Raw genomic sequence first — 25,396 nt, forward strand, 5'->3', positions numbered from 1 at the left:
GGGTCATCCCTAGAGTTGAGTTGAAGATTCAGACTGATCCGCCATGGACGTGGTCCAGCGGAGCCAAAGAGTTTGGATAGCCAAAGCGTAACTCAAAAGACCGAAACCGGAGATCACGCCGATGCATTGCGGAGCGATCAGGCTGACATGGCGCATTGACTCGCTCCTGGCCAGGATATTGCTCAGATGCACCTCGACGCAGGGTGGATCGATCCAGGCCAGACAATCGGCCAGCGCCAGGCTGGTATGCGTGTAGGCGCCGGCATTGAGCGCCACGCCATGAACGCTCTCTCGGTGGGCCTGTTCCAGACGATCGATGATCTGGCCCTCGCCGTTGGCCTGGAAGAAAAGCAGCTCAACTTCATCCACCGCCTGGCCCATCAGTGTTTCCACAAGATCCGGGAGATCCCGCATGCCCTGGGTTCCGTAGATATGCGGCTGACGCTGCCCAAGATGGCCGAGATTCGGTCCGTTCAGAACGAGAATGCGACAAGTCATGACAGTTCGTTTCCAAAAGAAGCGAGAAATCGGGGGTGAACAAAGGTTCCGACGCCAAGGAAAGGGTTCAGGACCGACAAATGAGGTGCGACAAAAGCAACGTGTTTTCTAGCTGGTTGCGCGAAAAATCGCAACACGGCTTCAAAATGTTCAACTGATGTCAGCTGGATCCGTGGACTCCGTCTCCATGACGCCCGCTTCCTCTTTCCGCACCTTCGCCTTGCGCCCTTCATGTCTGGCGAAAACGAGAAAACCGGTGTGGGCGACCATCCGATCATCCGGACGCAGTCGCTCTGCAACAGGCTTGTAGCGGCGCAACAGGATTTCCAAGACCTCGACATCCTCGAAGGGCCCCTGTTCCAGCGCGGTGAGCAGGGAGCTGACCTGATTGGTGGTGGGCAATAAAAAGCCCAGCGGCGCCCCGGGCATGATCGCCGCGACGGCCTGATCGAGAAAGTCCCACGGCGTGCGCACGTCCAGAAACAGGGCGTCCACATTGGTCTGCTCAAAGCCTTCGGCGATATTTCGGTTGAACTGTTCAACCCGTTCCCCAAGGCCGGACCATCCGAGATTCTCCCCGCACAATCGGAAGAATTCCTCCCGCTGTTCGTAGGTGTAGACCCGCCCGTGGTCGCCGACGTACCAGGCCAGGGCCGTGGTCAGCGAGCCCGATCCGCTGCCGGCCTCGATCACCCGGCAGCCGGGCGCGATGCCCAGCTTGAGCAGGATGTAGCCGATCTCCTTGGGGTAGATGATCTGGGTCCGACGTTTGAGCATCTTCACCAGATCGTACAGACTCGGCTTGAGCAGCCGAAACGGATGGCCGAGATGGGTCAGCACTTCTTCGCCGTACCCGGCCTGGAGCAACGTCTCGTGCGGCAGGATCCCGAAGTGGGTCTGCATTGTTTCGCCTTCGCGAATTTTTCGAATATAACGCTTGCCTTGCGGACAGACCAGCATTACCAGATCACCTGGATTGAGCATGATGCCTCCTGAATGAAAGATTTGAGCTGGTATGTGCTGATCCTTGTCCTGTCAAGGTCAGCCGCCTACCCGACCAGGGCCAACCTGTTCTCATCAAAATCCAAGTCGCGATCGAAATCGTATTCGAAATCGGAAGATACTGTGCATTACCTCGTGATAAAAATATCTTCATTGAAATCCACATTCGATTTCGATCACGATTTCGATTTCGATTTCGATTCAGATAGCGGGTAGGGATTGAGAACAAAATGGCAGAATCATGTGTCTGACTTTAAATTCAAAGCAAATCAAGAGAACAGAATTGAAACCCGCTACCCATTTTAAAACATTATACGGACCGGTCCGTTCCGGTCGACTCGGACTGTCGCTGGGCGTGGATCTTCTGGGCCGACGCATTTGTTCCCTGGACTGCATCTACTGCGAAGTCGGCCCGACGCGTATCCATACCTTGCAACGGCGGCCCTACATGCCGACCCGAACCATCCTGGACGAACTCCGCGCATGGAAATCGCAGCAGCTTCCCAGGCCTGAATACATCACCCTTGGCGGCCTGGGCGAACCGTGCCTGAATTCCGAGCTGGCGCAGATCATAGCCGGCTGCCGGGACATCTTTCCGGACATCCCCGTGGCCGTGCTGACCAACTCCACCCTGCTTCCCGATCCTGCCGTGCGCCGGGAATTGGCCGGCGCCCAGGTGGTTCTCCCCTCCATGGACACCCTTGTACAAAGTGAGTTTATAAGGATAAACAAGCCCTGCAAGGACGTTGACCTGAACAGCATGGTGACCGGGTTGCTGGATTTCCGGAAGGAGTATTCCAGACAAATATTTCTTGAAATTCTCCTGACCAGGGGCGTCAACGATTCAGAAAAAAACTTGGCCCTGCTCCGGGAGTTTATTCCCCGGCTCGCACCTGACCGGGTGGATGTGGTCACCATGACCAGACCGGGGGCCTCGCCGCTGGCTGAAGCGATCAGCGATCGGACGCTTTCCGAATGGCGTTCCGCACTGTGCACCGCCGGCCCCATGAGCGCCCTCAGCCAGGTCGGACAGGTCAATTCCGAAAGGAACGCCGGGATGGATCTTGCCTCCGGTCCCGTGGACGGACATCAGGCTGATCTGCTGCATAAAACCAGCGAACCATTGTCCGACGACGCAGCCCGTGACTTGATCCTCAACTCCCTTCGCCGGCGCCCGCAGACGGTGGATCAGGTCCGCGCCGCCCTAGGACTGGACGGCGCACGGACCGAAACTCTTTTCGCCGACCTGTTCGCCCAAGGCCTTATCCGGCACGCCCATGAGCTGGGAGAGGATTTTTATCAGGTTGCACCGTAAATTTTGCAACATACTTCCGAGTCCACATCGGAAGACTATATTTCCGGCAACTCTTCAGCAATTACTGATCGCATGACAAAAATGATCACGATCTAGTGGTTAACTAGCTGAAAATGCCACACTTTTTGATCAAGGAACGACAATGCCGACTCCCAAAAAACGTAAGAAAATGTTCATCAGCGTCCTGCCGGGTGAACAGGTTGAGCTGATCCTGGCCGAGGACGCCAAAATCACCGATTACTTCATCGAGATGCTGCACCAGGCCAAGACCAAGGGCAACATCTACAAAGGCACCATCAACAACATCGACACGGCCCTGCAGGCAGCCTTCATCAACTATGGCGAGGATCGCAACGGGTTCCTGCAGATCGATGAGGTTCATCCGGAGTACTACCAAACGGAACACAAGCCGGAAAACGGCCGCAAGTATCCGCCGCTTCAGAAAGTGCTCAAACCGGGTCAGGAACTGCTGGTCCAGGTGGTCAAGGAGCCCACGGTGAACAAGGGCGGCTTTTTGACCACGTACCTTTCCCTGGCCGGTCGGTTTCTCGTGCTCACCCCCGGCCAGGACCAGCTCGGAGTATCCCGCAAGATCGAGGATGATGAAGAACGCTCTCGGCTCAAGGATATTCTTCGCGAACAGGATCTGGGCGAAGGCATTGGCCTGATTGCCCGGACCAACAGCGAGGGCCAGAGCAAGACCAATCTGCTCAAGGACCTGCAGTTTCTGAAGCGGCTTTGGAAGGACGTGCGCAAGAAAGGCATGACCGAGCAGGCCCCCGTGCTCATTTACCAGGAAAAGGAACTGGCTTTCCGGGCGGTTCGCGACTACCTGACCACGGACGTTTCCGAAATCTGGATCGACCATCCTGAAACCGCCGAGCTGGTCAAGGAATTCGTTTCCCTGACTTTCCCCCGCCGTCAGAGCATGGTCAAGCTGCACGCGGACACGGACCGCTCGCTGTGGGAACGCTTCAATTTGGAAAAACAGCTGGAGCAGCTGTTCGGCCGCGATGTCGCATTGCCCAGCGGCGGGCGCCTGGTCTTTGACCAGACCGAGGCCCTGATGGCCGTGGACGTGAATTCCGGCAAAATCGGCGGCACCAATTTCAATGAAATGGTTTTCAAGACGAACATGGAAGCGGCCCAGGAGATCGGTCAACAGCTCCGGATGCGGGACGTGGGCGGACAGATCGTCATCGACTTCATTGAAATGCGCGACCCCAAGCACCGCCGGGAAGTGGAAAAGGAACTTAAGGCCGCGCTCAAGGTGGACAGGGCACGGGTGGATGTGGGCCGTCTCTCCAAGTTCGGCCTCCTGGAAATGGTGCGCCAGCGCCTGGGTTCATCGGCCCTGTCCGTCAGCACCGAACCTTGCCCACACTGCAAGGGCTGGGGATTGCGCCGGAACATGGAATGGCGGGCCCTGCAGGCTTTGAAGGACATCTACCGGAAACTGCGCGCCAAGAACTGCCCGGATCCTCTGGAATACCGCACTGACGCCGAACTGGCGCTGTATCTGCTGAACAACAAGCGGATCATGATCAAGGATCTGGAAGAGCGTTTCCAGAATGCAATTCTCGTCTACAGCGAAAAATGCCCGGGACAGTAAGGGTGTTCCGGCATGTCCGTGACATTTGAATGCGGTAACCAGGACAGGCCGCTGGGAAAGCTTCTGCTGCACGTCTGTTGCGGGCCCTGCGCATTGATTCCGGTGCGCGAGTTGCGTTGCGAAGGCATGGATCCGGACGGACTGTTCTACAATCCGAACATTCATGGCGTGAGCGAATACCTGAAACGCCGCGAGACATTGCAGGAGACGGCAAACCGATTGAATTTGCCGATCATCTGCCTTGACGACGAATATGACCCCCGTCTTTTTTTTCGGGCCGTGGCCAACCGCGAGGACGACCGCTGCCCGCACTGCTACCGCCTGCGCCTTGAACGGACCTTCCTGTTCGCCCGGGAGCACGGCTACTCCTGCGTCAGCACCACTCTGCTTTACAGCAAATACCAGAACAGGGAAGCCATCCTGGCCGTGGGCCGGGAGCTGCAGGACCGCACCGGCATCCGTTTCCTTGGCCGGGATTTCCGCCAGGGCTGGCAGGAGGGCATCGACCTGTCCAAGGAATGGGGCCTCTACCGCCAGCTCTACTGCGGCTGCCTGTACAGCGAAATGGATCGACGCCGCAACGTGCTCCGTCGCCTTGCCGTACAATCAGCAACATCTTCGGATACATCCTGAACCGACTTTCGGCTGATGCGGCTCTATATCCACATTCCTTTTTGCCGCAGCAAATGCGGCTACTGTTCCTTCTATTCTCTTCCCGGGGTTGATGCGTCTGCCATGGACGCATATGTCGATCTGCTTGTCCGGGAGATCGCTCTCTGGGATCGACGTTTGCAACTCACCCCAACCAAACGGTCCGTCACATCGATTTATTTCGGCGGCGGCACCCCCAGCCTGCTTTCCCTGGACCAACTGCAACGCATTGCGGATGCCCTGCGCGGCGCATTTCACTGGACTCCGGAGCTGGAGTGGAGCCTGGAAGCCAATCCCGATTCCGCGGCGGATCTGGATTATCTGCGCGGCCTGCTTGGACTGGGCGTGAATCGTCTCAGCCTTGGGCTGCAAAGCCTGGATAACAGAAAGCTTGATCTGCTCGGCAGACGCCACCAGTCCGCCCAGGGCCTTAAAGCCGTGGATCTGGCCCGCTGCGCCGGATTCGGCAACATCAGCCTAGACCTGATCTGGGGGCTGCCCGGACAACGGGCCCTGGAATGGCTGCGCGAGCTGGAAACCGTCCTCAAGCTCCAGCCCGAACATCTCTCCTGCTACGGCCTGACGCTGGAGCACGATACCCCTCTGGCCCAGGCTGAAAGCTCGGGAAATATCGTTCTGCCCACGGAAACGGAGCAGGCAAAAATGTTTCTGCAGGGAACGGAATTGTTGGAATCAAAGGGCTATCTGCAATACGAAATATCCAACTACAGTCGAATGGGGTTTACCTGCCGCCACAACGAGGGATACTGGAAATCGGAAAGCTACCTGGGGCTGGGCGCCGGCGCGGTTTCCACGCTGGGCGACCGGCGCTGGGAAAACCCGAAGGATCTTGATGAATACGCCGGGCTGGTTCGCGCTGAACGTATCGGCACCAACGCGGTGATTCTCACTCGAACGGATCGGATCAAGGAACTGGTCATGTTGTCCCTGCGCACGACCAGGGGACTGAATCTCAAGGATTACAGCACGATCAGCGGCAGGGATTTTCTCCAGCAGCACCGCCGATTGATCCAGGTTCTGCGCCAGAACGAACTCATCCGCGTCCACTCCGGATTCGTACGTTTTACCAAATCCGGCATGCTGGTCAGCAATTCGATCCTGGAACGGTTCATCGACGCAACCTCCGATGTCTCATCCGCCGACACCTGAGCCGAACACATTGCCACTCCATTTCGAAAGGAACCGAAATCATCGTTAGACAAAATCTCTTCTTGGCGAACTTTGAGTCCTGAGCGAAGCGGGCGTTTCAGTTCCGCAAGAGTCAGCGGCTTCTGAACCATTCCCGGATTTAAGACGACAAAAGCCCGTCACGGCATGCGCTGTGACGGGCTTTAAAAAATTGTAGCGTGAAGAACGTTAGGCCTGCATATTGTTCACCGCGGCAGTGAGGCGGGAAACCTTGCGGGCCGCATTACCCCAGTGAATGACTTTCTTGCCGGCGGCCTTGTCCAGAACGGCCGTGGCCTGAATCAATCCGGCCCGAGCCTGTTCCTGGTCGTTTTGTTCAACTGCCTGCCGTACAGCCTTCACGGCGTTCTTGATTCTGGTCTTGATTGCCTTGTTCCGAGCTTGAGCCTTCAGGCTCTGGCGATGCCGCTTGATTGCCGATGGATGATTGGCCAATTTCGTTACTCCCTCAAATTTGAATATGTGCTATGTCAATTGGTTCCCATGCGTTGAAACATCAATCTCTACCCAAAGGGCCTTGAAAATGTCAATACCGTATTTCTGAAATATTCAAATCGCTCAAACCTGCAGGGCCGGAAAATCGGCCAGCTTGTCGAACCTGTCCACCAGGGATTTGAGCAGATTCAGCCGGTTGATCCGCAGATCCCGCTCTGGACACATGACCATGACGTGATCGAACAAGCCGTCCACAAGGGGCTTGATTTCCAGCAGCAGCCCCAGCAACTCCGGATAGCCGTCCCCGGCCCACAGGTCTTCCCAGCGCGGAGCGATGGCCTGCCATGCCTGGGCCAATGCTTTTTCCTGGGGTTCGGACAACAGTTCGTCTTGCCACTGGCCGGTCAGCATCTTGCCGTCTTCCGTTTCCATGGCCTGCTTGCGGATGATGTTCGCGGCCCGTTTGAAGGTCTGCACCGAGGCGACAAACTCCTCTTCCCGGCTGAACTGCTCCAGGGCCTCGATCCTGGCCCTCAAGGCCCAGATGTCGGCGAAACCGGCGCCCACAGCGGCATCCACGATCCGGGTCGGATAGCCCTGGCCGTGAAAATAGGCTTTCAGACGCTGTCCGAAAAAATCCAGCAGCTTGGCCAGGCTCTCTTCCGCGGGTACCTTCCAGGCAATGTGGCCGTAGGCTTGTTGGGCATTGGCTAGAAGCGTTTCGAGGTCCAGGCGCAGTCCGTGCTCCATGACGATCCGGCTGATGCCCAGGGCGGCCCGGCGCAAAGCGTAGGGATCGTTGGCCCCGCTAGGCGTCATGTTCAGGCCGAAACATCCGACCAGGGTATCGGCCTTGTCCGCCAGGGCCAGGAGTGCGCCCAGACGACTCCCAGGCGTGGGACTGTCCGGACCGGCGGGCAGATACTGTTCGGCAATGGCCTGGGCCACGGCTTCGGATTCCCCCTGCCGCCGGGCATAGATGCCGCCCATGGTTCCCTGCAGCTCGGCAAACTCCTTGACCATCTCGGACACCAGGTCCATTTTGGCCAATAAGCCGGCCCGGGCGGCCTGTTCCGCGTATTCAGGAAGCACTTTCTCGGCCAGCATCCGGGTCAGTTGTTCCAGCCGACGGCACTTGTCCCCCATGCTGCCCAGGGGTGCCAGGAAAACCACGTTCTCCAGCATGGCCAGCCATTTCTCGCTCGAGGCTTTGCAATCCGCGTGAAAAAAGAAGCGGGCGTCCTCCAGCCGGGCCTTGAGCACGCGTTCCCAGCCCTTGCGAACCAACTGTTCGTCCTTGGGCCGCAGATTGATCACCGTCAGGAAGTTCGGCAGCAACCGGCCTGCCGAATCCTCCACTCCGAAACTTTTCTGGTGCTGCTCCATGCTGGTCAGCAAAACTTCCCGCGGCAACTCCAGATAGGAGGGATCGAATCCTCCCAGAACCGCCACCGGGTGCTCCACCAACTGGACCACCTCGTCCAGCAGCCCCTGCTTCCAGACGATCCGGGCCTGCCGGGCGCCAGCCAAGCCGTCGGCCTGGGAGACAATAGTCTCCCGCCTGGCAAGGCTTTGCAGAACCACATGGCCCTGCTCCGTCAGAACCTGAAAATACTCACCGGCATCCGGCACGTTCCACGGCCCGGGACCGAGAACGCGGTGACCGTGGGTTATCCTGTCCGAAGAGACGCCGGCAAAGCGAACGTCCACTGTATCCGGACCGAGCAGGCATAATATCCAGCGAATCGGGCGGCCGAAGGTGGCGTCGCCGTTTGCCCAGCGCATTTTCTTGGGAAAAGCCAGCCCGGAAACGAGCTCTGAAAGAATCCCGGGCAGAATGTCCACCGCGGCGCCGCCGCCGACCTGCTTGCGCAGCGCGGCATACGCCCCCTTGGGCGTTTCATGGGCGAACAATTCGGAGACATCCGCGCCGTGTCCGGCGGCAAAGCCCAAACCGGGCTTCTGAGGCCGGCCTTCGGCGTCAAAGGCGGCCTTCCAGGGCGGCCCGATGAACAATTCTTCGACCACGTCCTGCTTCCGGCTCATGGCCTCGCAGAACACGGTCATTCGGCGAGGCGTGGATGCGGTTTGGATTTCTGGCGCGGCAATCCGCGCCGCTTCCAGAGCCTGAGCCAGATTTACGGCCAATTGCTTTTCCAGGGAAAGCAGGAATCTGGATGGGATTTCCTCGGTGCCGATCTCCAATACAAACGCTGAACTGTTCATGATGCACCCCCGGAAAGCATTGGAAAGCCCAGTTCTTCACGCTGGGCCGCATACAACCGGGCGACCCGGGAGGCCAGCTTGCGGACGCGAGTGATGTATCCGGTGCGTTCGGTGATGGAAATGGCCCCGCGGGCATCCAGCATGTTGAACGTATGCGAGCATTTCAGGCAGTAGTCATAAGCCGGCCAGGGCTGTCCGGCTTCGCCCAGGCGCGTGCTTTCCGCCTCGTACATGTCGAAAAGTTGCGAGAGCATGGCGGCATCACTGAGTTCAAAGTTGTACCGGGAATGCTCCACTTCACCCTGATGATGGACCTGCCCGTAGGTGACGGCGCGGTTCCATTGCAGATCGTAGACCGATTCCTTTTCCTGGAGGTACATGGCCAGTCGCTCCAGGCCATAGGTGATCTCCACACTGACGGGTTTCAGGTCAATGCCGCCGACCTGCTGAAAATAGGTGAACTGCGTGACTTCCATCCCGTTCAACCAGACTTCCCAGCCCAGCCCCCAGGCGCCCAGGGTCGGCGATTCCCAGTCGTCCTCCACGAAACGGATGTCATGTTCGTCCGCGCGGATGCCCAGTGCGCCCAAGCTCTCCAGGTACATCTCCTGAATATTGTCCGGAGAGGGTTTCATGATCACCTGGAACTGGTAGTAGTGCTGCAGACGGTTCGGGTTTTCGCCGTACCGGCCGTCCGTGGGCCTGCGGGACGGTTCCACATACGCCACGTTCCACGGCTCCGGCCCGATCACCCGCAGGAAGGTGGCCGGATTGAAGGTTCCCGCCCCCACTTCCACATCGTAAGGCTGTTGAATGACGCACCCCCGCTGCCCCCAATACGTCTGCAGCGTGAAAATAATGTCTTGAAAGTACATGACGATTCCTGGCTAAAGTGTTGAGGATATATCCGAAGGAGAAGCGGCTGGACCGGACCCGGGCAACCCATCGCATGCCGCATGTCCGGACGGTTGCTCGAAAGCGGTAGGCATCACCTATCGTCCCTATGCCGCGACAAAACGCCCGTGGCTCCAGCGCAGGCCGAGATGGTGCCGTACATAGCCGTCCACAACCTGAAAAATTTCACCCCGCGTGGCCGCAGACATGGGAATCAGGACCCACTGGCCGGGTCGGCTGGTGGAAAGACTTCCCAAAATGACCTGGGTTTCCGGGCCGATTTCCAGATTACGACCCGCTCCGGGGACACATCGTGCGCAGCAAATTCGCCCTTTGTCCAGGGCCAGGGTCAACCGCTTTCCTGTTTGCTCCGGCTGTTCGCGGCCGCACACGGCGCAAGTTTCCAGCTCCGGCGCATAACCGTGATCAAAGCAGATCCTGGCTCGAAACAGTTGCAAAAATACCGGCGAAACATTCTCGGCCTGATCCAGGACCTCCAGGGTCTCCATCAGAAGTGCGTACACAACCGGAGCCTCTTCCGGCGTGATGCGCAGAGCCTGCAAGAAACTCAAACAATTCGCGGCCAGGCCGGTCCGGGCGGCATCCTGACGCAGACGGGGGAACATGCGCAGCAACGTCGCTTCTTCCAGGGTACAGCATCCCTTGGCCGGGAAAAAGCGAACCTTGAACAGCACGCTGTTCAAGGCATCGAGGCAACCGCAAAAACGGCGACGGCTTCGAGAACCGCCGAAGGCCATGGCCGTGGTCAAGCCGAATGTCGGCGAGAAGAAACGCACCCAGCAATCGATCTCCCGAAACCGCCCTACCTTGAATATCAAACCTTCGCCGGTCCACTCCTGCTGCACGCGAAGCCCTATTCAACTCGCTTGATTCTTGACGGCCAGTGACGGGTGACCGAACCGCAAAACCTGTCACCCGTCATCTTTTTCCTCAAGTCCGTCAGGGAAATCGCACCACCATCACCTCGCCGGACCGCGCGGACAAGGGCCAAGGCTTTCCGTCAAGGTACAGGGAGACGCCGCCGGCGTTGCCAAGTCGTAATTCCAGGTTGTTTGCAAAGGCAATCACGAATCGTTCGCCGGGCCGCAAAAATGCCTCTCGGGGACGGTTGGCGTCAGCCTGCGCTGAAAGCCAGCAGTTTTCATGAGCCCTGATCTCCAGGGTCTTTTCAACCCCGGCAGGGGCCATGACGGCCTGTTGCGGAGCGGCCGGACTCGCCGGTTCCGCGCTTTGCTCCGGCTCCGGACTTTGCACCGGTTCCGGTTCACGAGGTGCGGCTGGAGCGCTCTGCGGCGCCTCGGCCTGGACCGCGGGTGACGGATTCCCCTCCGGCATGGGGGACGAATTCTCGAGACCGTTGGCTACCTCGGAGTGCAGCTCGGGCAGGGTTTCGTCTTCCAGGGCTTCTCGGCCGGTTTCTTCGGTCAGGGATGGAAACGGAGAAGCCAGGGGAGCAGGTTCAAAACCCGCTTCGGGACTGAAGGCATCATCCCGGCTGTCCATATCGGACATCGGGCCTTCGCTGGGAAATTGTTCTTCGGAAGGCGCGAAAGCCGGCGGTGTGTCCGGAGCCTCGCTCTGGAATACCGACCGCAGATTGTCCTGAAAAAACCAGGCTGCTCCGGCACCGATAAAAACCAGCAAGAGCAGGACAATCAGATAACTGACGACCCGCGGCAATCCATGATTGACCGGCGGCAGTTTCTCGGTATCGGCCAAGGCCAGATCATCGTAGTCCAAATCATCCTCGGCAATATATATTCGGGCCAGGGCGTTTCCCATCTTGTCCGCGTCCATTCCCAGGAATTTGGCGTAATTCTTCACGAATCCCTTGGCGTACACGGGATGAGGCAGAGCATTTTCATTGCCCTCTTCAATGGCCTCCAGATTCATGCGACTGATCTTGGTTCTTTCCATGACCTCGGAAATTTCCAGACCCTGGCGCAGCCGCTCGTCTTTCAACATTTTACCCAATTCTTTCAAATTCATATTTGTCTCCCAAAAACCACGACAACCTGTATTCTGGTCGCGCAAGGCCCTTCAGGACGCCGACAGCTCGGGGTCGTCCGAAAGGCACGACCAAATGCAGTATCAATGGGTCTTGGCGCGATGTCGTGTTGGAATGGTTGGTTCGAATGATGCCGAAGTAATACTTTACCACCTGAAACCCGGTTTGCCTTGCAAATACATATTTGACGACAAAGATATCCGGGGATAAACCGCTCAATGCAAAGCGCAGTCCGCGAGGAACCAATATGGGTTCCGTGATGCAACAACACCCCGCAGAAGCGCCTTACTCCTAGAGGCGAATGTCAATCAAGGCTCGATTTCGCAGTCCCGCCATGTAATTTTCATAACGTTCTTCCAGCCGCGGTTCCATCAGGATCTCCCGAATCTGATCCTCGACAGCGGCCAGAGGCTTTATCTCTCCAGGCTCTTCATCCATCAGCTTGAGGATGGCTGCGCGATCTTGAATGCGTATGATGGAAGAGATCTCGCCTTTCCGGAGCGGTTGCAGGGCACTGCGCCAGTCCGCCGCCAGATCACGCCATGCCAGCAGGCCCATGTCGCCGCCCTGTTCCGCTCCCGGCCCTCGGGAATATTCCCGTGCCGCATCGGAAAACGTGATCGTACCGGCATTGAGTCTTGCCTGCACCTCTTCAGCCTCGGCGTGGGAAGCAAACAGAATCAGGCCCAGACGGACCTGCCGCTGCTGGGCAAAGTCATCCTTGTTGTTTTCGTAGTAGGCGCGAATCTCGTCCGAGGTGACAACCACCTTGCGCCGAATCATGAAACCCAGCAGACGATGCCGGAGCATTTCCTCGCGCAATCGACGTTCATACTGGTCCTTGGTCAATCCCTGGAGGGTCAGATATTCCAGGAACTGGCTTTCGCTCGCCCCCAACTGTTCGCGAATCTGACGGATCTGGGTCTGCACCTCCAGGTCCGTGACCTGCATCTCCAGACGCTCCGCTTCCTGCCGCATCAGCACTTCCTCGACCATCCTGTCCAGCAACTGCCGCTTGCCGTCCAGCAAAGCACGTCTTTCCTCGTCCTGAAGTTCGCGTCCCTGAAACTGCTCCACCACCGGACGAAATCGCTGATTCAGTTCAAAAAGCGTAATGACCTCACCATTGACCACCGCCACGATCCTGTCCACCACATTCCCGGCCAGAACCGGAGAGACGCAGAAAACAAATCCGATAATCGTCATCAAAGCCAATCTGCATATTGAAAAATGTCGCATATGATCCCATGAAAGTTTTAGAGATTTTAACAGCTCTTCGCCAGGCAGTGTCCTGCAGAACGTGCCGCTTAATGCCGCTCAATCCAACCACCTGACTCCGTGGTAAAAAAGCCCTATCCGGCAGTTTCTTCAAGAAGCTGCTGGTTGATTACGATATTTGCGGATGCGAGGGCATCAGCAAGCCACGCGTCGAAAGCCTGTTCCATTTTTCGTTCCACCAGTATCCGCTCCACCAAAGGGTAGGCCTGCGCGGGATCAATGATCCGCCCCTGGGTTCTCTCCAGAAGCACCAGGGCATAATGCCCCTCAGGTTCCCGCATCAGAATGCTCGTGGCCTGCTTCGGCTCCAGTTCGACGAGCAGAGCCTGCCAGTCCGTGGAAAGATTGTCTTCGCGCAGGTTATAAGTGTACACGCCGACCCTGTCGAATCGTTTCCCCAGAATGACAGGATCAGGTTCACTCGCGGACATTTCCAAAACCCTTTCCACGAGATCCCGATCCCGGCCATGGATAAAGAGAAACTCGACCCTGGGGTGAAGATAGAAGTCTCCAATATTGTTTCTGTAATAGGAGTCGACTTCCTGATAATCGATGGAAATGGATGGCCGCAGGACCTTTTGCAGTAGTTTCTCCTGACTCAGAGTGGCTTTGAGCTGCTCACGCCATCTGTCCAGATGAACATACTCCTCCACCAGTGTCTGCTCGAAGGCCCCTTCGGGGTAATCGGCCCGTACTTGCGCCTCCGAGGCGCCCAGTTCATTCTCGCTGACGGCCAGGCCGCGTTCTTCCAAAAACTGAGCCACAAGATACTGCACCACGATTTCCGACAGCACCGCCCCATACTCCTGGCGTAAACGACCCAGAGAGGAGGAATGCTGCGTGGTCCTTGCGAGATATTTCAAATCATGGACGGCTTCAAGCTGCGCCAGATAAACCGGCTGCCCGTTGATTCGAGCTACGACCCCGTCTTCCACCATAGGGGAAGAACACCCTGATCCGGCCAATACAACGGCCAGGGCAAGAAGAAAAGGGATTGAAAATGGGGTGATGCGCATGAAACTCATGAAGGCAAAGAGTGCGGTGACATCGCCAGATGGGAAAATTCGACAACAGCTTGACGCAAATGGGTACAATTAGCCGCCTTGTCGGCAAAGCGCAACTCCACTCGATTCGGGGGCAGGAATCGAACGCGGTCCTGGCGTTGCATCACCCAGGGCACGATGGACTGAAGAACATTCTGATCCGCGGAGTCGGACCAGGCTACGACCACTCTGCCCGGCGTCAGATCCGCCCTTGCCGCTTTGAGCGCCGACAAAAGCCGCTTCAGCTTGACCACTTCCACAAACGTCTCCAACTCCTCGGGAAAATTACCGAACCGGTCCCTGATTTCGCTTTCCACTTCCTGCGCCGCTTCATCCGTGGCCGCAGAGGACAAGGCCTTGTAGAAGTGCAGCCGATCCCGGGATTCAGGAATGTAATTCTCGGGAATATGGGCCGGAAACGAAACATTCATTTCCGTTTGCCGGTCGTCCCGAGGCGCCTCGCCCTTGAGACGGCTGACTTCGTTCTCCAACATTTCCAGGAACAGTTCCAGGCCGACCTTGGATATGGTTCCGGACTGGGATTCCCCGAGAATATTACCAGCGCCGCGCAGCCGCAGGTCTTCCATGGCCACGAAGAAACCGGCACCCAGATAGTCCATGTCCAGAATGACCTGCAAACGCTTGCGGGTGGATTCCGGCAACGCATCCAGCTTGTTGACCACGAAATAGGCGTAGGCCTGGCGCTCGCTGCGTCCCACCCGGCCCCGCAACTGATAGAGCTGGCCCAGACCGAACATCTGGGCCTGATCCACAATCAGCGTATTCGCCCTGGGAAAATCAAGGCCGGACTCGATGATCGCCGTGCAGACCAGGATATCCAGTTCACCGTGCCAGAACTGATGCATGCATTTCTCAAGCGCAGTAGGGGTCATCTGACCGTGGGCCCGTCCGATCCTGGCTTCCGGAGCCAGGGAACGGACGTACTCTTCAACCTGATCCAGGCCCTGCACCCGGTTGTGCACCCAGAAGACCTGTCCGCCCCGCTCCAGTTCCTGCGCCAGGGCCTGCCGGAGCATGTCCGCGTTACGCTCCAGCAGGTAAGTCTGCACCGGCTTGCGGTCCACAGGTGGAGTTTCAATGACGCTCAGGGAGCGGATCCCGGATAGGGAAAGCTGCAAGGTCCGGGGGATGGGCGTGGCCGTGAGCGTCAAAACATCGACGTTCTTGCGCAGTTTTTTCAATTTCTCCTTGTGCTTAACCCCGAATCGCTGTTCCTCGTCCAGGATCAACAAGCCCAGGTTCGGCAGGTTCACGTCGTCGGAAATCAGGCGATGCGTCCCAATCAGGATGTCCACCCGGCCGCGGGCCGCGGCTTCCAGAACCTGTTTCTGGCGGGGCTTGGGCACAAAACGGCTGAGCATGGCCACCTGCACGGGAAAGTGTTCCATGCGCATCCGGAAATTCTGGTAGTGCTGTTCCGCCAGGACCGTGGTCGGGCAGAGCAGGGCCACCTGCTTGCCGTCCATGACCGCACGGAATGCGGACCGCATGGCCACTTCGGTCTTGCCGAAGCCCACATCCCCGCAAACCAGGCGATCCATGGGCTGGGGCAGATCCATGTCCGTGAACACGTCGTCAATGGCCCTGGACTGGTCCGGCGTTTCCTCGAACCCGAAGGAAGCTTCAAAGTCCCGGTACATCTCGTTCATGGGGCTGTAGGCATAGCCCTTGGCAATGCGCCGGTAGGCATAGATTTCCACGAGGTCCTGGGCAATCTTTTCAATGGCCTTGCGCGCCCGCTCCTTGGTCTTGGTCCACTGCCCGCCGCCCAGCCGGTCCAGAACCGGAGAATTTCCTTCCGGACCTTTATAGCGCTGCACGAGGTTCAAGCGGTCCACTGGCAGGTACAGCTTGTCTTCCCCAGCATACTCCACCAGCAGGTAGTCATTGGCCGCGTCGCCAATCCGCACCCGGTGCAGCCCGCCGAACCGTCCCAGGCCGTAATCCCGGTGCACCAACAGATCGCCCGTGGTCAACTCGTCAAAGGAATCCAGCCCGGCGAATCCCTTCTTGCGCAACTGCCTGGCCGGACCTTTTTTCTCATCCGGCTGCAACACGTCCTCGGCCAGGATCAACATGCCGTTCCACTCCAGGTCCATGCCGGTCCGCAACGGAGAGCGTATCAGCGAGATCTCTTTGCCGTCCGTGGAGAATTCCTGGTTGAAGGCAATACCTTCCTCATCCAGCCGCTTGCCGAAACGGGCTCGGGAATGGTCGGAATGAAAGGAGATGAGCACCTGGGGCCGCTCCTCCCGCCATGTGCGCAGGGACTGCATCAGGGTGCTCCAGGGCCGCTGGCGGGCGTCGGGTCTCCAGAACAGGTCCTGGAATGAGGCGTGATTTTTTTCCGGGAGGTCGACACCTTGTTTATCCACGCCGATCAGCAGATCCTCAAAGATGATCTGCCGCCGGTTGTGCCAGGCCAGCCTGGCCGAGGAAGCCGGTTGGATCAGGCTGGACCGCAGCCAGCGACTGTCCGCCTCGCAATTGTTCTGCCGAGCCACGTCTTCGAGATGGGTCTGCCAGGCCCATTCCCCTTCCTCCAGCCGCGGCCGCAGCTGGGATGATCCGCACAGTAAAAAAACCGTATTCTCGGGCACCCACTGATTCAGCGTCGAATATTTGTCATAGTAGATTCCCGGCGCCAAAAATCCGTCGCCCCGCTCCAGAGCCTGTTGCAACCCGGCATGACCGCGACTGGTCACTTCCCCGGTGGCGTCGAGACGCTGCCAGCAGGCATGGGCCTTGTCCCGGATCTGGTCCGCCAGCAAAGCCGGAGCGACCGGCAGGATGATTGCATCGGGGATGTCGCGAATGGAACGCTGCCGAAGCGGTTCGAACAGGCGCATGCTTTCCAGGTTTTCCCCGAAAAATTCCATCCGCAGCGGCGCGTCGTACCCCGGAGGAAATACATCCAGAATGTCTCCGCGTCGGGCCATTTCACCGACATCCGCAACCATGGACGACCGGCGATAGCCCCAGGTCACGAGCTGCTCCAGGATGACGTCCGGAGAAAGTTCCTCCCCCTGGCTCAGGTGCAGAAAGGAATTTTCAACAACATCCCTGGGAGGCCATTTTGGCAAGAAGTTTTCCACGCCGGTTATCAGGCCAAACGGTCGGGACGCATTATGGAGAGCGAACAGGGCCAACCACCGCTGGCTCCAGGCTTCCGCGTCGGCTTGCAAGGGATCTTCCGGCGGATAGGCCGGCAACGAAAACCAGCGCCGCTTCCAGAACAATTCCTCCTCGTCCCGTGAGAACAAGCGCACCAGGGCCTGCATGTCCGGCATATGCCTGGAATCCGGCAAGACAAGCACCACGTTGATCCCCCGGTTCAGCAAGGCCTCGGCCAGGTAAGCCTGGGTCGCCGGACCGCTTTTATGGACGTACAGGGCCTCCTGGCGACCTCGCAAAAAATCTTGAATATCTTTGGTCAAATACACGAAAAAATTTCCTTACACGATAAAGATGCGAAGAGACTGCCGCACCATTTGGCTCCATTAGAAGTCAGCCATGCGCCGAAATAAGTTGCAAAAATCCTGCAGATCATTAAAACAGGCTCGGAAGCGCATGAAGTGCCCTTGAAACGTGGTTGAAACATTTCACCCCGGGCACTCATCCTGTTTTCATCCCTGCTCGACACATGCGGTTCATGACCGGCGGGTTCGCCTTGTTCCCGCCTCATGTTCAGCAAACGTCCCTTGTACGCACGGCCGTGGCTGGATGACGGCTAACCCGATCAAGGCACGCCAGCTCAGCGTTACGAGCAGCGACCTTTCCCGAAAACAACCCGAACAGCTGACCCAAAGAACTGAACCAGCCGACCAAACGGAGGATATCTGACGAATGGCCTATCACTTCGAACACTCCGCACCGATTTCCATGGATGAACATGTGAAGATTCTTGGGGACGATGAATTGTTGGATTTTTGGGAAGAGAGTCAATACCTGGACGGCTTTCTCCAGGAAAACGAGATCCAGATTACCCAGACCATGGGAAACTGCGAGCGGTTGATTCTTCAGGAGCTGCAGCTGCGCTTTTGCCAGCGAGAACAACCCCAGCGCGTAAACGCTGTGCGCTGATTCATCGATACTCTTCGCATCAACGAGAGTCATAACCTTCAAAAACCCTTCGCGCAAATTCCTTGAGAGTTTGCGCGAAGGGTTTTTCAATATTTTTCCCCGGTGCAAGTGCGGCACGTCTTGCCATAATACCGCTAAAAGACACGGAAGATCTGTTTGATCAGGTTTTGGTGCACGCCTGCTTTCAACTTCAACCGACCTGCGAGGCATTGGCTACGCGGCCGATGCAGTGATACTCCAGTTCGTATCTGCGCAGGAACTCGGCTCCATACAGATTGCGGCCATCGAAGATGACGGGTTGCTTCAGGGTTTTCTTGATCCGTCCAAAATCCGGGTTCCGGAACTGATTCCATTCCGTAGCCACGGCCAGGACATCCGCCCCCTCCAGCACATCATACTGCGCCGGATGAATGCTGACCAGCGAGTTTTCGGTCAAGGCTTCCTTGGCCTTGTCTCCGGCAGCCGGATCAAATGCCTGGACCCGCATTCCCGCGGCGGTCAACTCGGCGATGAGTTCCAGGGCCGGAGCCTCTCGGATGTCGTCGGTGTTCGGCTTGAATGCGATTCCCCACAGAGCGAGGGTCTTGCCCTCAATACCGCCGCGATCCGCGAAATAGGCCGTGATCTTGTCCACCAGCAGGCGCTTCTGGCGCATGTTCAAGCCGTCCACGGCCTTCAGCACGCTGGGCTCGTACCCGTTGGACACTGCCGTGTCGATCAGGGCGCGGACATCCTTCGGAAAGCAGGAGCCGCCGTACCCGAGGCCGGGATAGATGAAATGGCGACCGATGCGCTGATCCGAACCGATGCCCTGGCGCACGTCGTTCACATCCGCGCCCACCCGTTCGCAGATGTTGGCGATTTCGTTGATGAAGGAAATCTTCGTGGCCAGCATGCAGTTGGCGGCATACTTGGTCATCTCCGAACTGCGCACGCCCATGACGATCATTTTGTCCCGGCTGCGGGCAAAGGGCGCGTACAACGCCTTGAGCAGTTCGGCCACGCGCACGTTGTCGGTGCCAACCACCACCCGGTCCGGCTTCATGAAATCGTTGATCGCGTCGCCCTCTTTCAGGAATTCCGGATTGGAAACCACGTCGAACTCGATGTTTACGCCCCGGGCCTCCTGCTCTTCCAGGATCAATGCCCGGACCTTGTCCGCCGTGCCCACCGGAACCGTGGACTTGTTCACCACGACTTTGTAATCCGTCATGTTTTTGCCAACATCCCGAGCCACCTGGTGCACGTAACATAAATCGCAGCTTCCGTCAGGCTTGGATGGAGTCCCGACGCAGATCATCACGAAAAGGGACGACTCCAGCCCCTCGTTCAGATCCGTGGTGAATCGCAGCCGCCCCTGCTCCGCGTTGCGCTGCACGATTTCCTCCAGACCCGGCTCGAAAATGTGAATGCTGCCCCGGTTCAAGGCCTCGACGATCTCTTGATTGACATCCACACAGACGACGTTGTTGCCCATTTCAGCAAAACAGGCCGCGGTCACCAAGCCCACATATCCTGTCCCTACAATGCACAAATTCATGATACCACTCTCTCCTTGAAAGGTTCACGCCACGATCCGCGACAAGATGCTGAAATCCACTCATTGCAGCAGGCATTTTAAAAACGGTTAAACCGGCAGGAACTTGCTCTTGGATGGTAAACCGCCCGCTCCGCTCAAGGCTCCATCAGCCTGCTGATGCGTGTCTTCTTACCCCTCCCCAACTTCGGACACAACCCCCGCGTGTGACGCAAACCTGGATTTTCACATGAATAAACCCAGGAGATCAATTCCTCAAAATGATGAGCCGGGAATCAGCTTACCCTCGTAATGAGCATGCATAAATTGATTGATCAAAATACAGCGCAACCATACTTGATAAGCACCAAGGTCGATGGTAGCCAGGAAGGCATGTTTGAATGAAACAATCCGGAGCCGGGGAAGGAAGCGAACCTGTTCTCTTTCTTTTAAACCGGGTAACTATTCAGCATATTTTGAAGTACACAGGGTTGGTCCGGCTTGCCTTGATTTTGCGGTCTCGCATGTTTGACTGCCAGGATTCGTTCATCGAACCATTGCCAAGCACTTGAAGCTCCAAATGTTGTTTATTCACGCAATGGTTTGATGTTACGAAGCCGGCGAAGGAGTCTGCGAGGCCGCAAAATCAAGGCAAGCAGGGCCTCAGCTGAGTAGTTACGAAACCGGAGCATATTTCACTGGAGACCTAAGCCTATGCAAATAGTCGTGCTGGACGGAAAGACCGTCAACCCCGGCGATAATCCATGGACGCCCCTGGAGGCTCTTGGCGAACTGACGGTACATGACCGTACCTCGCCTGCCGACGTCCGCCACCGGGCAGGTTCCGCCGAGATCGTTTTGACCAACAAGACCCCGTTGACCAGGGATATTCTGGCCCAGCTCGACAAGCTGCGCTTCATTGCCGTCATGGCCACGGGGTATGACGTCGTCGATCTGGAAGCCGCCTCGGAACGTGGCATTCCTGTATCCAACGTTCCCAGTTACGGGGCCAAGTCCGTAGCCCAGTTCGTGCTGGCCCTGATTCTGGAACATTGTCACCAGATCGCCCTGCACGATCAGGCGGTCAAATCCGGGGAATGGTCCCGGGCCGAGGACTTCTGCTTCTGGAAGACGCCGCAGATCGAGCTTTCCGGATTGAAAATGGGCATCATCGGATTCGGCAAGACCGGACGCCGAGTGGCCGAATTGGCCCATGCCCTGGGCATGGACATCATCGTCTACACGCCGCGAATCAGGGATACCCCGTCCTACAAACCCTTTGCCTGGAAAAGCCTGGAAGAGGTTTTCGCCGAGGCGGACGTGGTCAGCCTGCATTGCCCGCTGAAGCCGGACAATGCCGGCTTTGTGGACAAGAACCTTTTGGCCTTGATGAAAAAGTCCGCCTTCTTCATCAACACCGCCCGGGGAGCCCTGGTCAACGAGCCGGATCTGGCCGAAGCGCTGAACACCGGCATGCTGGCCGGAGCCGCCCTGGATGTTGTTGCCGAGGAGCCGATCCGGAAAGACAATCCCCTGCTCAAGGCCAAAAACTGCATCATCACGCCGCATATCGCCTGGGCCAGTCTGGATTCCCGAAAACGCCTTCTGGGAGCCGTTGCGGAAAACATCAAGGCCTTCCTGGCCGGCCGGCCCACCAATGTTGTGAACATGGTCAATGATTTTTCCGGAACCACTTATGAAAAATGAACCGCCCGCATCGCTTAAGGCGCAGGACGCCAAGAAGAGATTTTTTGGCTTCCACTGGAAAAATTCGGAAGCCAAAAGGCTTCATGCCTATTGCGATATCTTGTCTCCCGTCAGGGAGAGGCACCTTTTTGAAAGCAGCTTGTCCCTGCTTTCAAAAAATGTTCCCTTGGCGACCTTTGCACCTTGAGCGACCAACGGGAGCGAGCGGTTTTGATAATAATTTTAAATTCTCGTTGTAACTGAAATCGAATCAGCCACAGCGTGCGCTTTCCGAGAGGATGCCATGTATAGACTCGCCTTGCTGCGCCACGGCCAGAGCACCTGGAACCATGAAAACAGGTTTACCGGCTGGACCGATGTCGATCTGACCGAGCTCGGCCGTCAGGAAGCCGAAACCGCGGCCCGCCTCTTTCAAGAGGAAGGTTTTACCTTCGACGTCTGCTTCACGTCCGTTTTAAAACGTGCCGTGCGAACCCTGTGGATCGTCCAGGATGCGCTGGACCTGCTCTGGCTTCCGGTGCACAAAACTTGGCGGTTGAACGAACGTCACTACGGCGCGCTGCAAGGATTGAACAAGGCTGAGATGACCGCCAAGTACGGCGAAGCGCAGGTCTTTGAGTGGCGGCGCAGCTTCGAAGTCACCCCGCCGGCCCTGGAACTCGACGATCCGCGTCATCCGCGCTACGATCGACGATACGGCGAAACTCCCACCGAGGACCTTCCGGCCACCGAAAGCCTGAAGCTGACCATTGACCGGGTCCTGCCCTACTGGCATGCGAATCTGGCCCCGGAAATCAGGACCGGCCGCAGGATTCTCGTCTGCGCCCACGGCAATAGTTTGCGTGGGCTGGTCAAGTTCTTGGACAATATCTCGGAGCAAGAAATCAGCAACCTGAACATCCCCACCGGCATCCCGCTGATCTATGAACTCGATCAGGACCTGCGCCCCCTGCGCAGCTACTATCTGGGCGACCAGAATGCGGTGAACGCCTCCATCCAGGCCGTGGCCGATCAGGCCAAAACAAAAGCATAAGGAGATTGCCCATGTCCGATCCAATTCGCGTCTATGCCCTGAGCACCTGCATCCATTGCAAACGAGCCAAGGAATTTCTGGACCAGTGCGGCGTAAAATACGATTGCAAGCATGTGGACTGGATGACCGGTCAGGAACGTACGGACACGCTGGCCGAAATGAAACAATACAACCCGGCCCAGAGCTTTCCGACCATTCTCATAGGGGACACGGTCATCGTCGGCTTCAAGAAGGAAGAAATCGAAAAAGCCCTGGGCAAAGAACCCTCCGAAGGCAAGGAGCCGTCCGAATCATGACCCCGGAAGAACTCCACGCCACGCTGCGCAAGATCCAGGAGCCCAAAGGCTATTTCTTCAACAAGGACCAGGAAATGGTCATGGAGCTGATGCAGTCCCTGCTGACCAACAAGGACCGCTACGGCTACATGGCCTGCCCCTGCCGCCTGCCCGCCGGAGAAAAGGAACAGGACAAGGACATCCTCTGCCCTTGCGTCTACCGGGTGCCGGACGTCAAGGAATACGGCAGCTGCTACTGCGGCCTTTACGTTTCAGAGGAATGGAACGAGGACAAGATTCCCCACGAGTACGTGCCGGAACGGCGGGAACCCCGATTTTAGCAAATTTGAACCGCCCGCTTCCGTTGGCCGCTTGAGGCGCAGTGGACGCCAAGAAGAGACATCACCCCGGCAGGGGTGAGGCATCCTTTTGGAAAGCAGCTCTTTCCCTGCTTTCCAAAATATTTCCTTGGCGTCCTCTGCGCCTTAAGCGAAGCGAGCGGTTCATTTTTCAGCCAGTACGCTTGAGCTGAATAAGTTTTTTAACGGACTGTTAAGCCCATCACCAAGGATTGCCATGTCCCTCCGCGCTCTGGCCCAGGAACTCTACACGCTGGAAAAAGAAACGGAACAACTGCGTCGCGAATTCGAAACCGCGCCGCCTGAGTTGCGCCAAGCCATCGAATTGAAGCTGCTCCAGGTCACCGGGGAGCGCGACAAGCTGCGGGCGATTCTTCAGGCCAAGAAGGAACGGGATATCTAGCCCTTCATGCGTTTCTCCGTCATCATCCCCAGCCGCGGCACCCGGCCCAAAGCCTTGGCCCAGGCTATCGCCAGCGTCCAGTTATCCGTCAGCCACGCAGCGGACTTTCTTGATCCAAACGAGGTGGAAATTCTGGTAGGCTTTGACGGAGTGCGGGGATAGCGGGTCGTCTCCGCGTCTAACATCCATTATTTCGACCTCCCCCTGGATAAAAATTGGGGTAACGGCTTGCGCAACACTCTCTTGCGTCGTGCAAAGGGTGAAAAAGTTATTTTTCTGGATGACGACAACGTCCTGACACCCATCGCCTTCTTGACCTACCTCAAGCACATGGGCTGCGAGATGCTCATTGCGCGCATCGATACCACCCGGGCCTTTGATCAGCCATTTCTTCCGGTGGACCTGCCGGGTAAATCCCTGGTCCGCCAGGGCAACATCGATCCGCTCTGTCTCTGCCTGTCCCGGGAGCTGGTCTGCGTGCGTTGCAGAGGGTGGGAATCCAAAGCGGGATATGAAGCGGACTTTCTGAACATATTACATTTTGGCGTCGGGCACGCTCTGTGCAAAAGGCGAGTGACATCGTCGGAATCTATGATGCGGGTCATGGTCTTGACACCGAAGGATGTAACTTTCGTCAGATCAAATTGAACCAGACAGGTCAGAAGTCCAAAGCAGGTTGGTGATCCACCCGAATCTGCATTTCCATGTCGAACACGTAACAACTCATGCCGTTTTCACAGCCTCAACAAGCATCCCTGGTCTGGTATGGGGCCTCATTCTTCGTGGATGCCCTTTCCGGAAATGGTTGGCGAACGACCACGCACCGTCAATATCAACCGGCAGCAGTTTCCTGGCGTGATCTTTTCCAGAACCTGCCGGACGTCCCAGACGTGCTGGTCCTGGCCGACTACAGCGGCCCCCCGCCCCTGCTCGATCCGCATACCTGTCCCTGCCTGACCGTTTTCTACAGTGTGGATTCGCACATCCACTCCTGGCACCCGCTGTACGCCCAGGCTTTTGATCTCTGCCTGGTCAGTCTGAAAGATCACCTGCCCCGCTTTGCCGGCAGGTTTCTGGACATGCAGCGCGTCTTATGGTCGCCGCCCTTTGTCCGGGACGATCTCCGGGCTCCATCCAAAGAGCAGATCTGGGATGCCCTCTTCGTGGGCAAGGTCGACGCGCACCTGACGCCCAGGCGGCATGCGGCCCTCCACGCACTGAAGGAGCAACTTCCAGGGCTCCAGGTCGGCCGGGGCAACTTCAGCGAGCTGTTTCCCCAGGGCAAGGTCATCCTCAATTTCTGCGACCTGGACGACCTGAATTTCCGCGTCTTCGAAGCCCTGGCCTGCGGCAGCGCCCTGCTCACCCCAAGCATTGGTCATGGCCAGGACGATCTGTTCCGCCACGGCGAGGACCTCTGGCTCTACAACCAGTCCGCCGACGGTAGCGACGTCACGGACCTGCTTCGCCAGCTCCGCCGCCTCCTGTCCGAGGATGCACTCCGTGAGCATCTCGCCCATAGTGGCCAGACCAAAATCAACGCCGCGCACCGGGCCGGCCATAGGGCCGCGACCTTTACCCGGTGGTTGGGCGAGTACGACTGGATCTCCATGATCTCCAGACGCCTGCGCTCAGCCCCGGCCATCCACCGCGACATCCTCAGGCCGTTGTATCTGCACTTCAGCGATTCCTTGCCTCCCGGACATGCACTGCGGCAGGCCTATTACCATGCCGCCGAGAAGAACGGGCTCATTTAGTGCAACCCTCTTGTATCGTCTCAACAGGTAACCACATGGGCATGTTCGAC

25 protein-coding genes are annotated in these 25,396 nt (G+C 57.5%); 14 read left to right on the forward strand and 11 right to left on the reverse strand.

The window, feature by feature from the left end; all coding sequences use genetic code 11:
- Positions 1-9: 9 nt before the first annotated feature.
- Positions 10-498, reverse strand: coding sequence for a type II 3-dehydroquinate dehydratase (locus BLP93_RS11785; protein ID WP_092121802.1), 489 nt, complete (start codon positions 496-498; stop codon positions 10-12).
- A 150-nt stretch (positions 499-648) separates the two neighbouring features.
- A complete protein-coding gene (locus tag BLP93_RS11790) occupies positions 649-1,482 on the reverse strand; it encodes a tRNA (adenine-N1)-methyltransferase (RefSeq protein ID WP_092121805.1) in 834 nt (277 codons plus the stop codon).
- A gap of 301 nt (positions 1,483-1,783) precedes the next feature.
- On the opposite strand from BLP93_RS11790, the gene BLP93_RS11795 reads away from it, so the two are divergent.
- The 4 genes from BLP93_RS11795 to hemW all read left to right on the forward strand — a co-directional run bounded on the left by BLP93_RS11795 (position 1,784) and on the right by hemW (position 6,248).
- Complete coding sequence (locus BLP93_RS11795) at positions 1,784-2,815, forward strand: radical SAM protein (RefSeq protein WP_244148733.1); 1,032 nt, start codon at positions 1,784-1,786, stop codon at positions 2,813-2,815.
- Between the two features lie 142 nt (positions 2,816-2,957).
- The gene (locus BLP93_RS11800) at positions 2,958-4,427 is read left to right on the forward strand and encodes an Rne/Rng family ribonuclease (RefSeq protein ID WP_092121811.1); all 1,470 of its coding nucleotides are present in this window, start codon (positions 2,958-2,960) and stop codon (positions 4,425-4,427) included.
- Positions 4,428-4,439: 12 nt separating this feature from the next.
- The gene (locus tag BLP93_RS11805; protein ID WP_244148734.1) at positions 4,440-5,060 is read left to right on the forward strand and encodes an epoxyqueuosine reductase QueH; all 621 of its coding nucleotides are present in this window, start codon (positions 4,440-4,442) and stop codon (positions 5,058-5,060) included.
- Between the two features lie 15 nt (positions 5,061-5,075).
- Positions 5,076-6,248 carry a radical SAM family heme chaperone HemW gene (hemW, locus tag BLP93_RS11810; RefSeq protein ID WP_092121814.1) on the forward strand — a complete coding sequence of 391 codons (1,173 nt, stop codon included), beginning with the start codon at positions 5,076-5,078 and terminating at the stop codon, positions 6,246-6,248.
- A 207-nt stretch (positions 6,249-6,455) separates the two neighbouring features.
- Here hemW and rpsT read toward each other — a convergent pair whose 3' ends face one another.
- The 8 genes from rpsT to mfd form a co-directional block, all read right to left on the reverse strand.
- Positions 6,456-6,722 carry a 30S ribosomal protein S20 gene (rpsT, locus tag BLP93_RS11815; protein ID WP_092121817.1) on the reverse strand — a complete coding sequence of 89 codons (267 nt, stop codon included), beginning with the start codon at positions 6,720-6,722 and terminating at the stop codon, positions 6,456-6,458.
- Positions 6,723-6,845: 123 nt separating this feature from the next.
- Complete coding sequence (gene glyS, locus BLP93_RS11820; protein ID WP_092121819.1) at positions 6,846-8,948, reverse strand: glycine--tRNA ligase subunit beta; 2,103 nt, start codon at positions 8,946-8,948, stop codon at positions 6,846-6,848.
- Positions 8,945-9,823 (reverse strand): glycine--tRNA ligase subunit alpha, encoded by an 879-nt coding sequence (gene glyQ, locus BLP93_RS11825; protein WP_092121822.1) that lies wholly within the window; start codon positions 9,821-9,823, stop codon positions 8,945-8,947. Before glyQ ends, glyS begins: the two co-directional genes overlap by 4 nt.
- A gap of 126 nt (positions 9,824-9,949) precedes the next feature.
- Positions 9,950-10,708 (reverse strand): DNA repair protein RecO, encoded by a 759-nt coding sequence (recO, locus tag BLP93_RS11830; RefSeq protein ID WP_279615061.1) that lies wholly within the window; start codon positions 10,706-10,708, stop codon positions 9,950-9,952.
- Between the two features lie 94 nt (positions 10,709-10,802).
- A complete protein-coding gene (locus BLP93_RS11835; protein WP_092121829.1) occupies positions 10,803-11,852 on the reverse strand; it encodes a helix-turn-helix domain-containing protein in 1,050 nt (349 codons plus the stop codon).
- Between the two features lie 310 nt (positions 11,853-12,162).
- Positions 12,163-13,077 carry a SurA N-terminal domain-containing protein gene (locus BLP93_RS11840; RefSeq protein WP_161946309.1) on the reverse strand — a complete coding sequence of 305 codons (915 nt, stop codon included), beginning with the start codon at positions 13,075-13,077 and terminating at the stop codon, positions 12,163-12,165.
- A gap of 146 nt (positions 13,078-13,223) precedes the next feature.
- Complete coding sequence (locus tag BLP93_RS11845) at positions 13,224-14,165, reverse strand: SurA N-terminal domain-containing protein (RefSeq protein ID WP_092121835.1); 942 nt, start codon at positions 14,163-14,165, stop codon at positions 13,224-13,226.
- A 5-nt stretch (positions 14,166-14,170) separates the two neighbouring features.
- Positions 14,171-17,656 carry a transcription-repair coupling factor gene (mfd, locus tag BLP93_RS11850; RefSeq protein ID WP_092121838.1) on the reverse strand — a complete coding sequence of 1,162 codons (3,486 nt, stop codon included), beginning with the start codon at positions 17,654-17,656 and terminating at the stop codon, positions 14,171-14,173.
- Positions 17,657-18,059: 403 nt separating this feature from the next.
- On the opposite strand from mfd, the gene BLP93_RS11855 reads away from it, so the two are divergent.
- Positions 18,060-18,296, forward strand: coding sequence for a hypothetical protein (locus BLP93_RS11855; protein ID WP_092121841.1), 237 nt, complete (start codon positions 18,060-18,062; stop codon positions 18,294-18,296).
- A gap of 190 nt (positions 18,297-18,486) precedes the next feature.
- Here the strand turns inward: BLP93_RS11855 and BLP93_RS11860 are convergent, their stop codons facing one another.
- On the reverse strand, positions 18,487-19,836 hold the full coding sequence (locus BLP93_RS11860) for a UDP-glucose dehydrogenase family protein (protein WP_092121844.1): 1,350 nt from the start codon (positions 19,834-19,836) through the stop codon (positions 18,487-18,489).
- Positions 19,837-20,526: 690 nt separating this feature from the next.
- Between BLP93_RS11860 and BLP93_RS11865 the strand changes: the two genes are divergently transcribed.
- From BLP93_RS11865 to BLP93_RS11900, 9 genes are all read left to right on the forward strand, one after another.
- Positions 20,527-21,519 carry a D-2-hydroxyacid dehydrogenase gene (locus BLP93_RS11865; RefSeq protein WP_092121847.1) on the forward strand — a complete coding sequence of 331 codons (993 nt, stop codon included), beginning with the start codon at positions 20,527-20,529 and terminating at the stop codon, positions 21,517-21,519.
- The gene (locus tag BLP93_RS11870; RefSeq protein ID WP_092121850.1) at positions 21,509-21,706 is read left to right on the forward strand and encodes a hypothetical protein; all 198 of its coding nucleotides are present in this window, start codon (positions 21,509-21,511) and stop codon (positions 21,704-21,706) included. The genes BLP93_RS11865 and BLP93_RS11870 overlap by 11 nt, the downstream gene beginning before the upstream one ends.
- 96 nt (positions 21,707-21,802) lie before the next feature.
- On the forward strand, positions 21,803-22,552 hold the full coding sequence (gene gpmA, locus BLP93_RS11875) for a 2,3-diphosphoglycerate-dependent phosphoglycerate mutase (RefSeq protein WP_092121853.1): 750 nt from the start codon (positions 21,803-21,805) through the stop codon (positions 22,550-22,552).
- An 11-nt stretch (positions 22,553-22,563) separates the two neighbouring features.
- Complete coding sequence (locus BLP93_RS11880; RefSeq protein WP_092121856.1) at positions 22,564-22,848, forward strand: glutaredoxin family protein; 285 nt, start codon at positions 22,564-22,566, stop codon at positions 22,846-22,848.
- The gene (locus tag BLP93_RS11885) at positions 22,845-23,168 is read left to right on the forward strand and encodes a ferredoxin-thioredoxin reductase catalytic domain-containing protein (protein WP_092121859.1); all 324 of its coding nucleotides are present in this window, start codon (positions 22,845-22,847) and stop codon (positions 23,166-23,168) included. Before BLP93_RS11880 ends, BLP93_RS11885 begins: the two co-directional genes overlap by 4 nt.
- Positions 23,169-23,403: 235 nt before the next feature.
- Complete coding sequence (locus BLP93_RS11890; RefSeq protein ID WP_092121862.1) at positions 23,404-23,589, forward strand: hypothetical protein; 186 nt, start codon at positions 23,404-23,406, stop codon at positions 23,587-23,589.
- A 6-nt stretch (positions 23,590-23,595) separates the two neighbouring features.
- On the forward strand, positions 23,596-23,751 hold the full coding sequence (locus BLP93_RS17430) for a hypothetical protein (RefSeq protein ID WP_244148735.1): 156 nt from the start codon (positions 23,596-23,598) through the stop codon (positions 23,749-23,751).
- Between the two features lie 66 nt (positions 23,752-23,817).
- Positions 23,818-24,237 carry a glycosyltransferase family 2 protein gene (locus BLP93_RS17435; protein ID WP_244148736.1) on the forward strand — a complete coding sequence of 140 codons (420 nt, stop codon included), beginning with the start codon at positions 23,818-23,820 and terminating at the stop codon, positions 24,235-24,237.
- A 77-nt stretch (positions 24,238-24,314) separates the two neighbouring features.
- Positions 24,315-25,346: a glycosyltransferase gene (locus tag BLP93_RS11900; RefSeq protein WP_092121865.1), complete on the forward strand. Its 1,032-nt coding sequence runs from the start codon at positions 24,315-24,317 to the stop codon at positions 25,344-25,346.
- Positions 25,347-25,396: the final 50 nt, after the last annotated feature.

Origin of the sequence: Desulfonatronum thiosulfatophilum (genome assembly GCF_900104215.1) — a bacterium.
Lineage (GTDB): Bacteria > Desulfobacterota > Desulfovibrionia > Desulfovibrionales > Desulfonatronaceae > Desulfonatronum > Desulfonatronum thiosulfatophilum.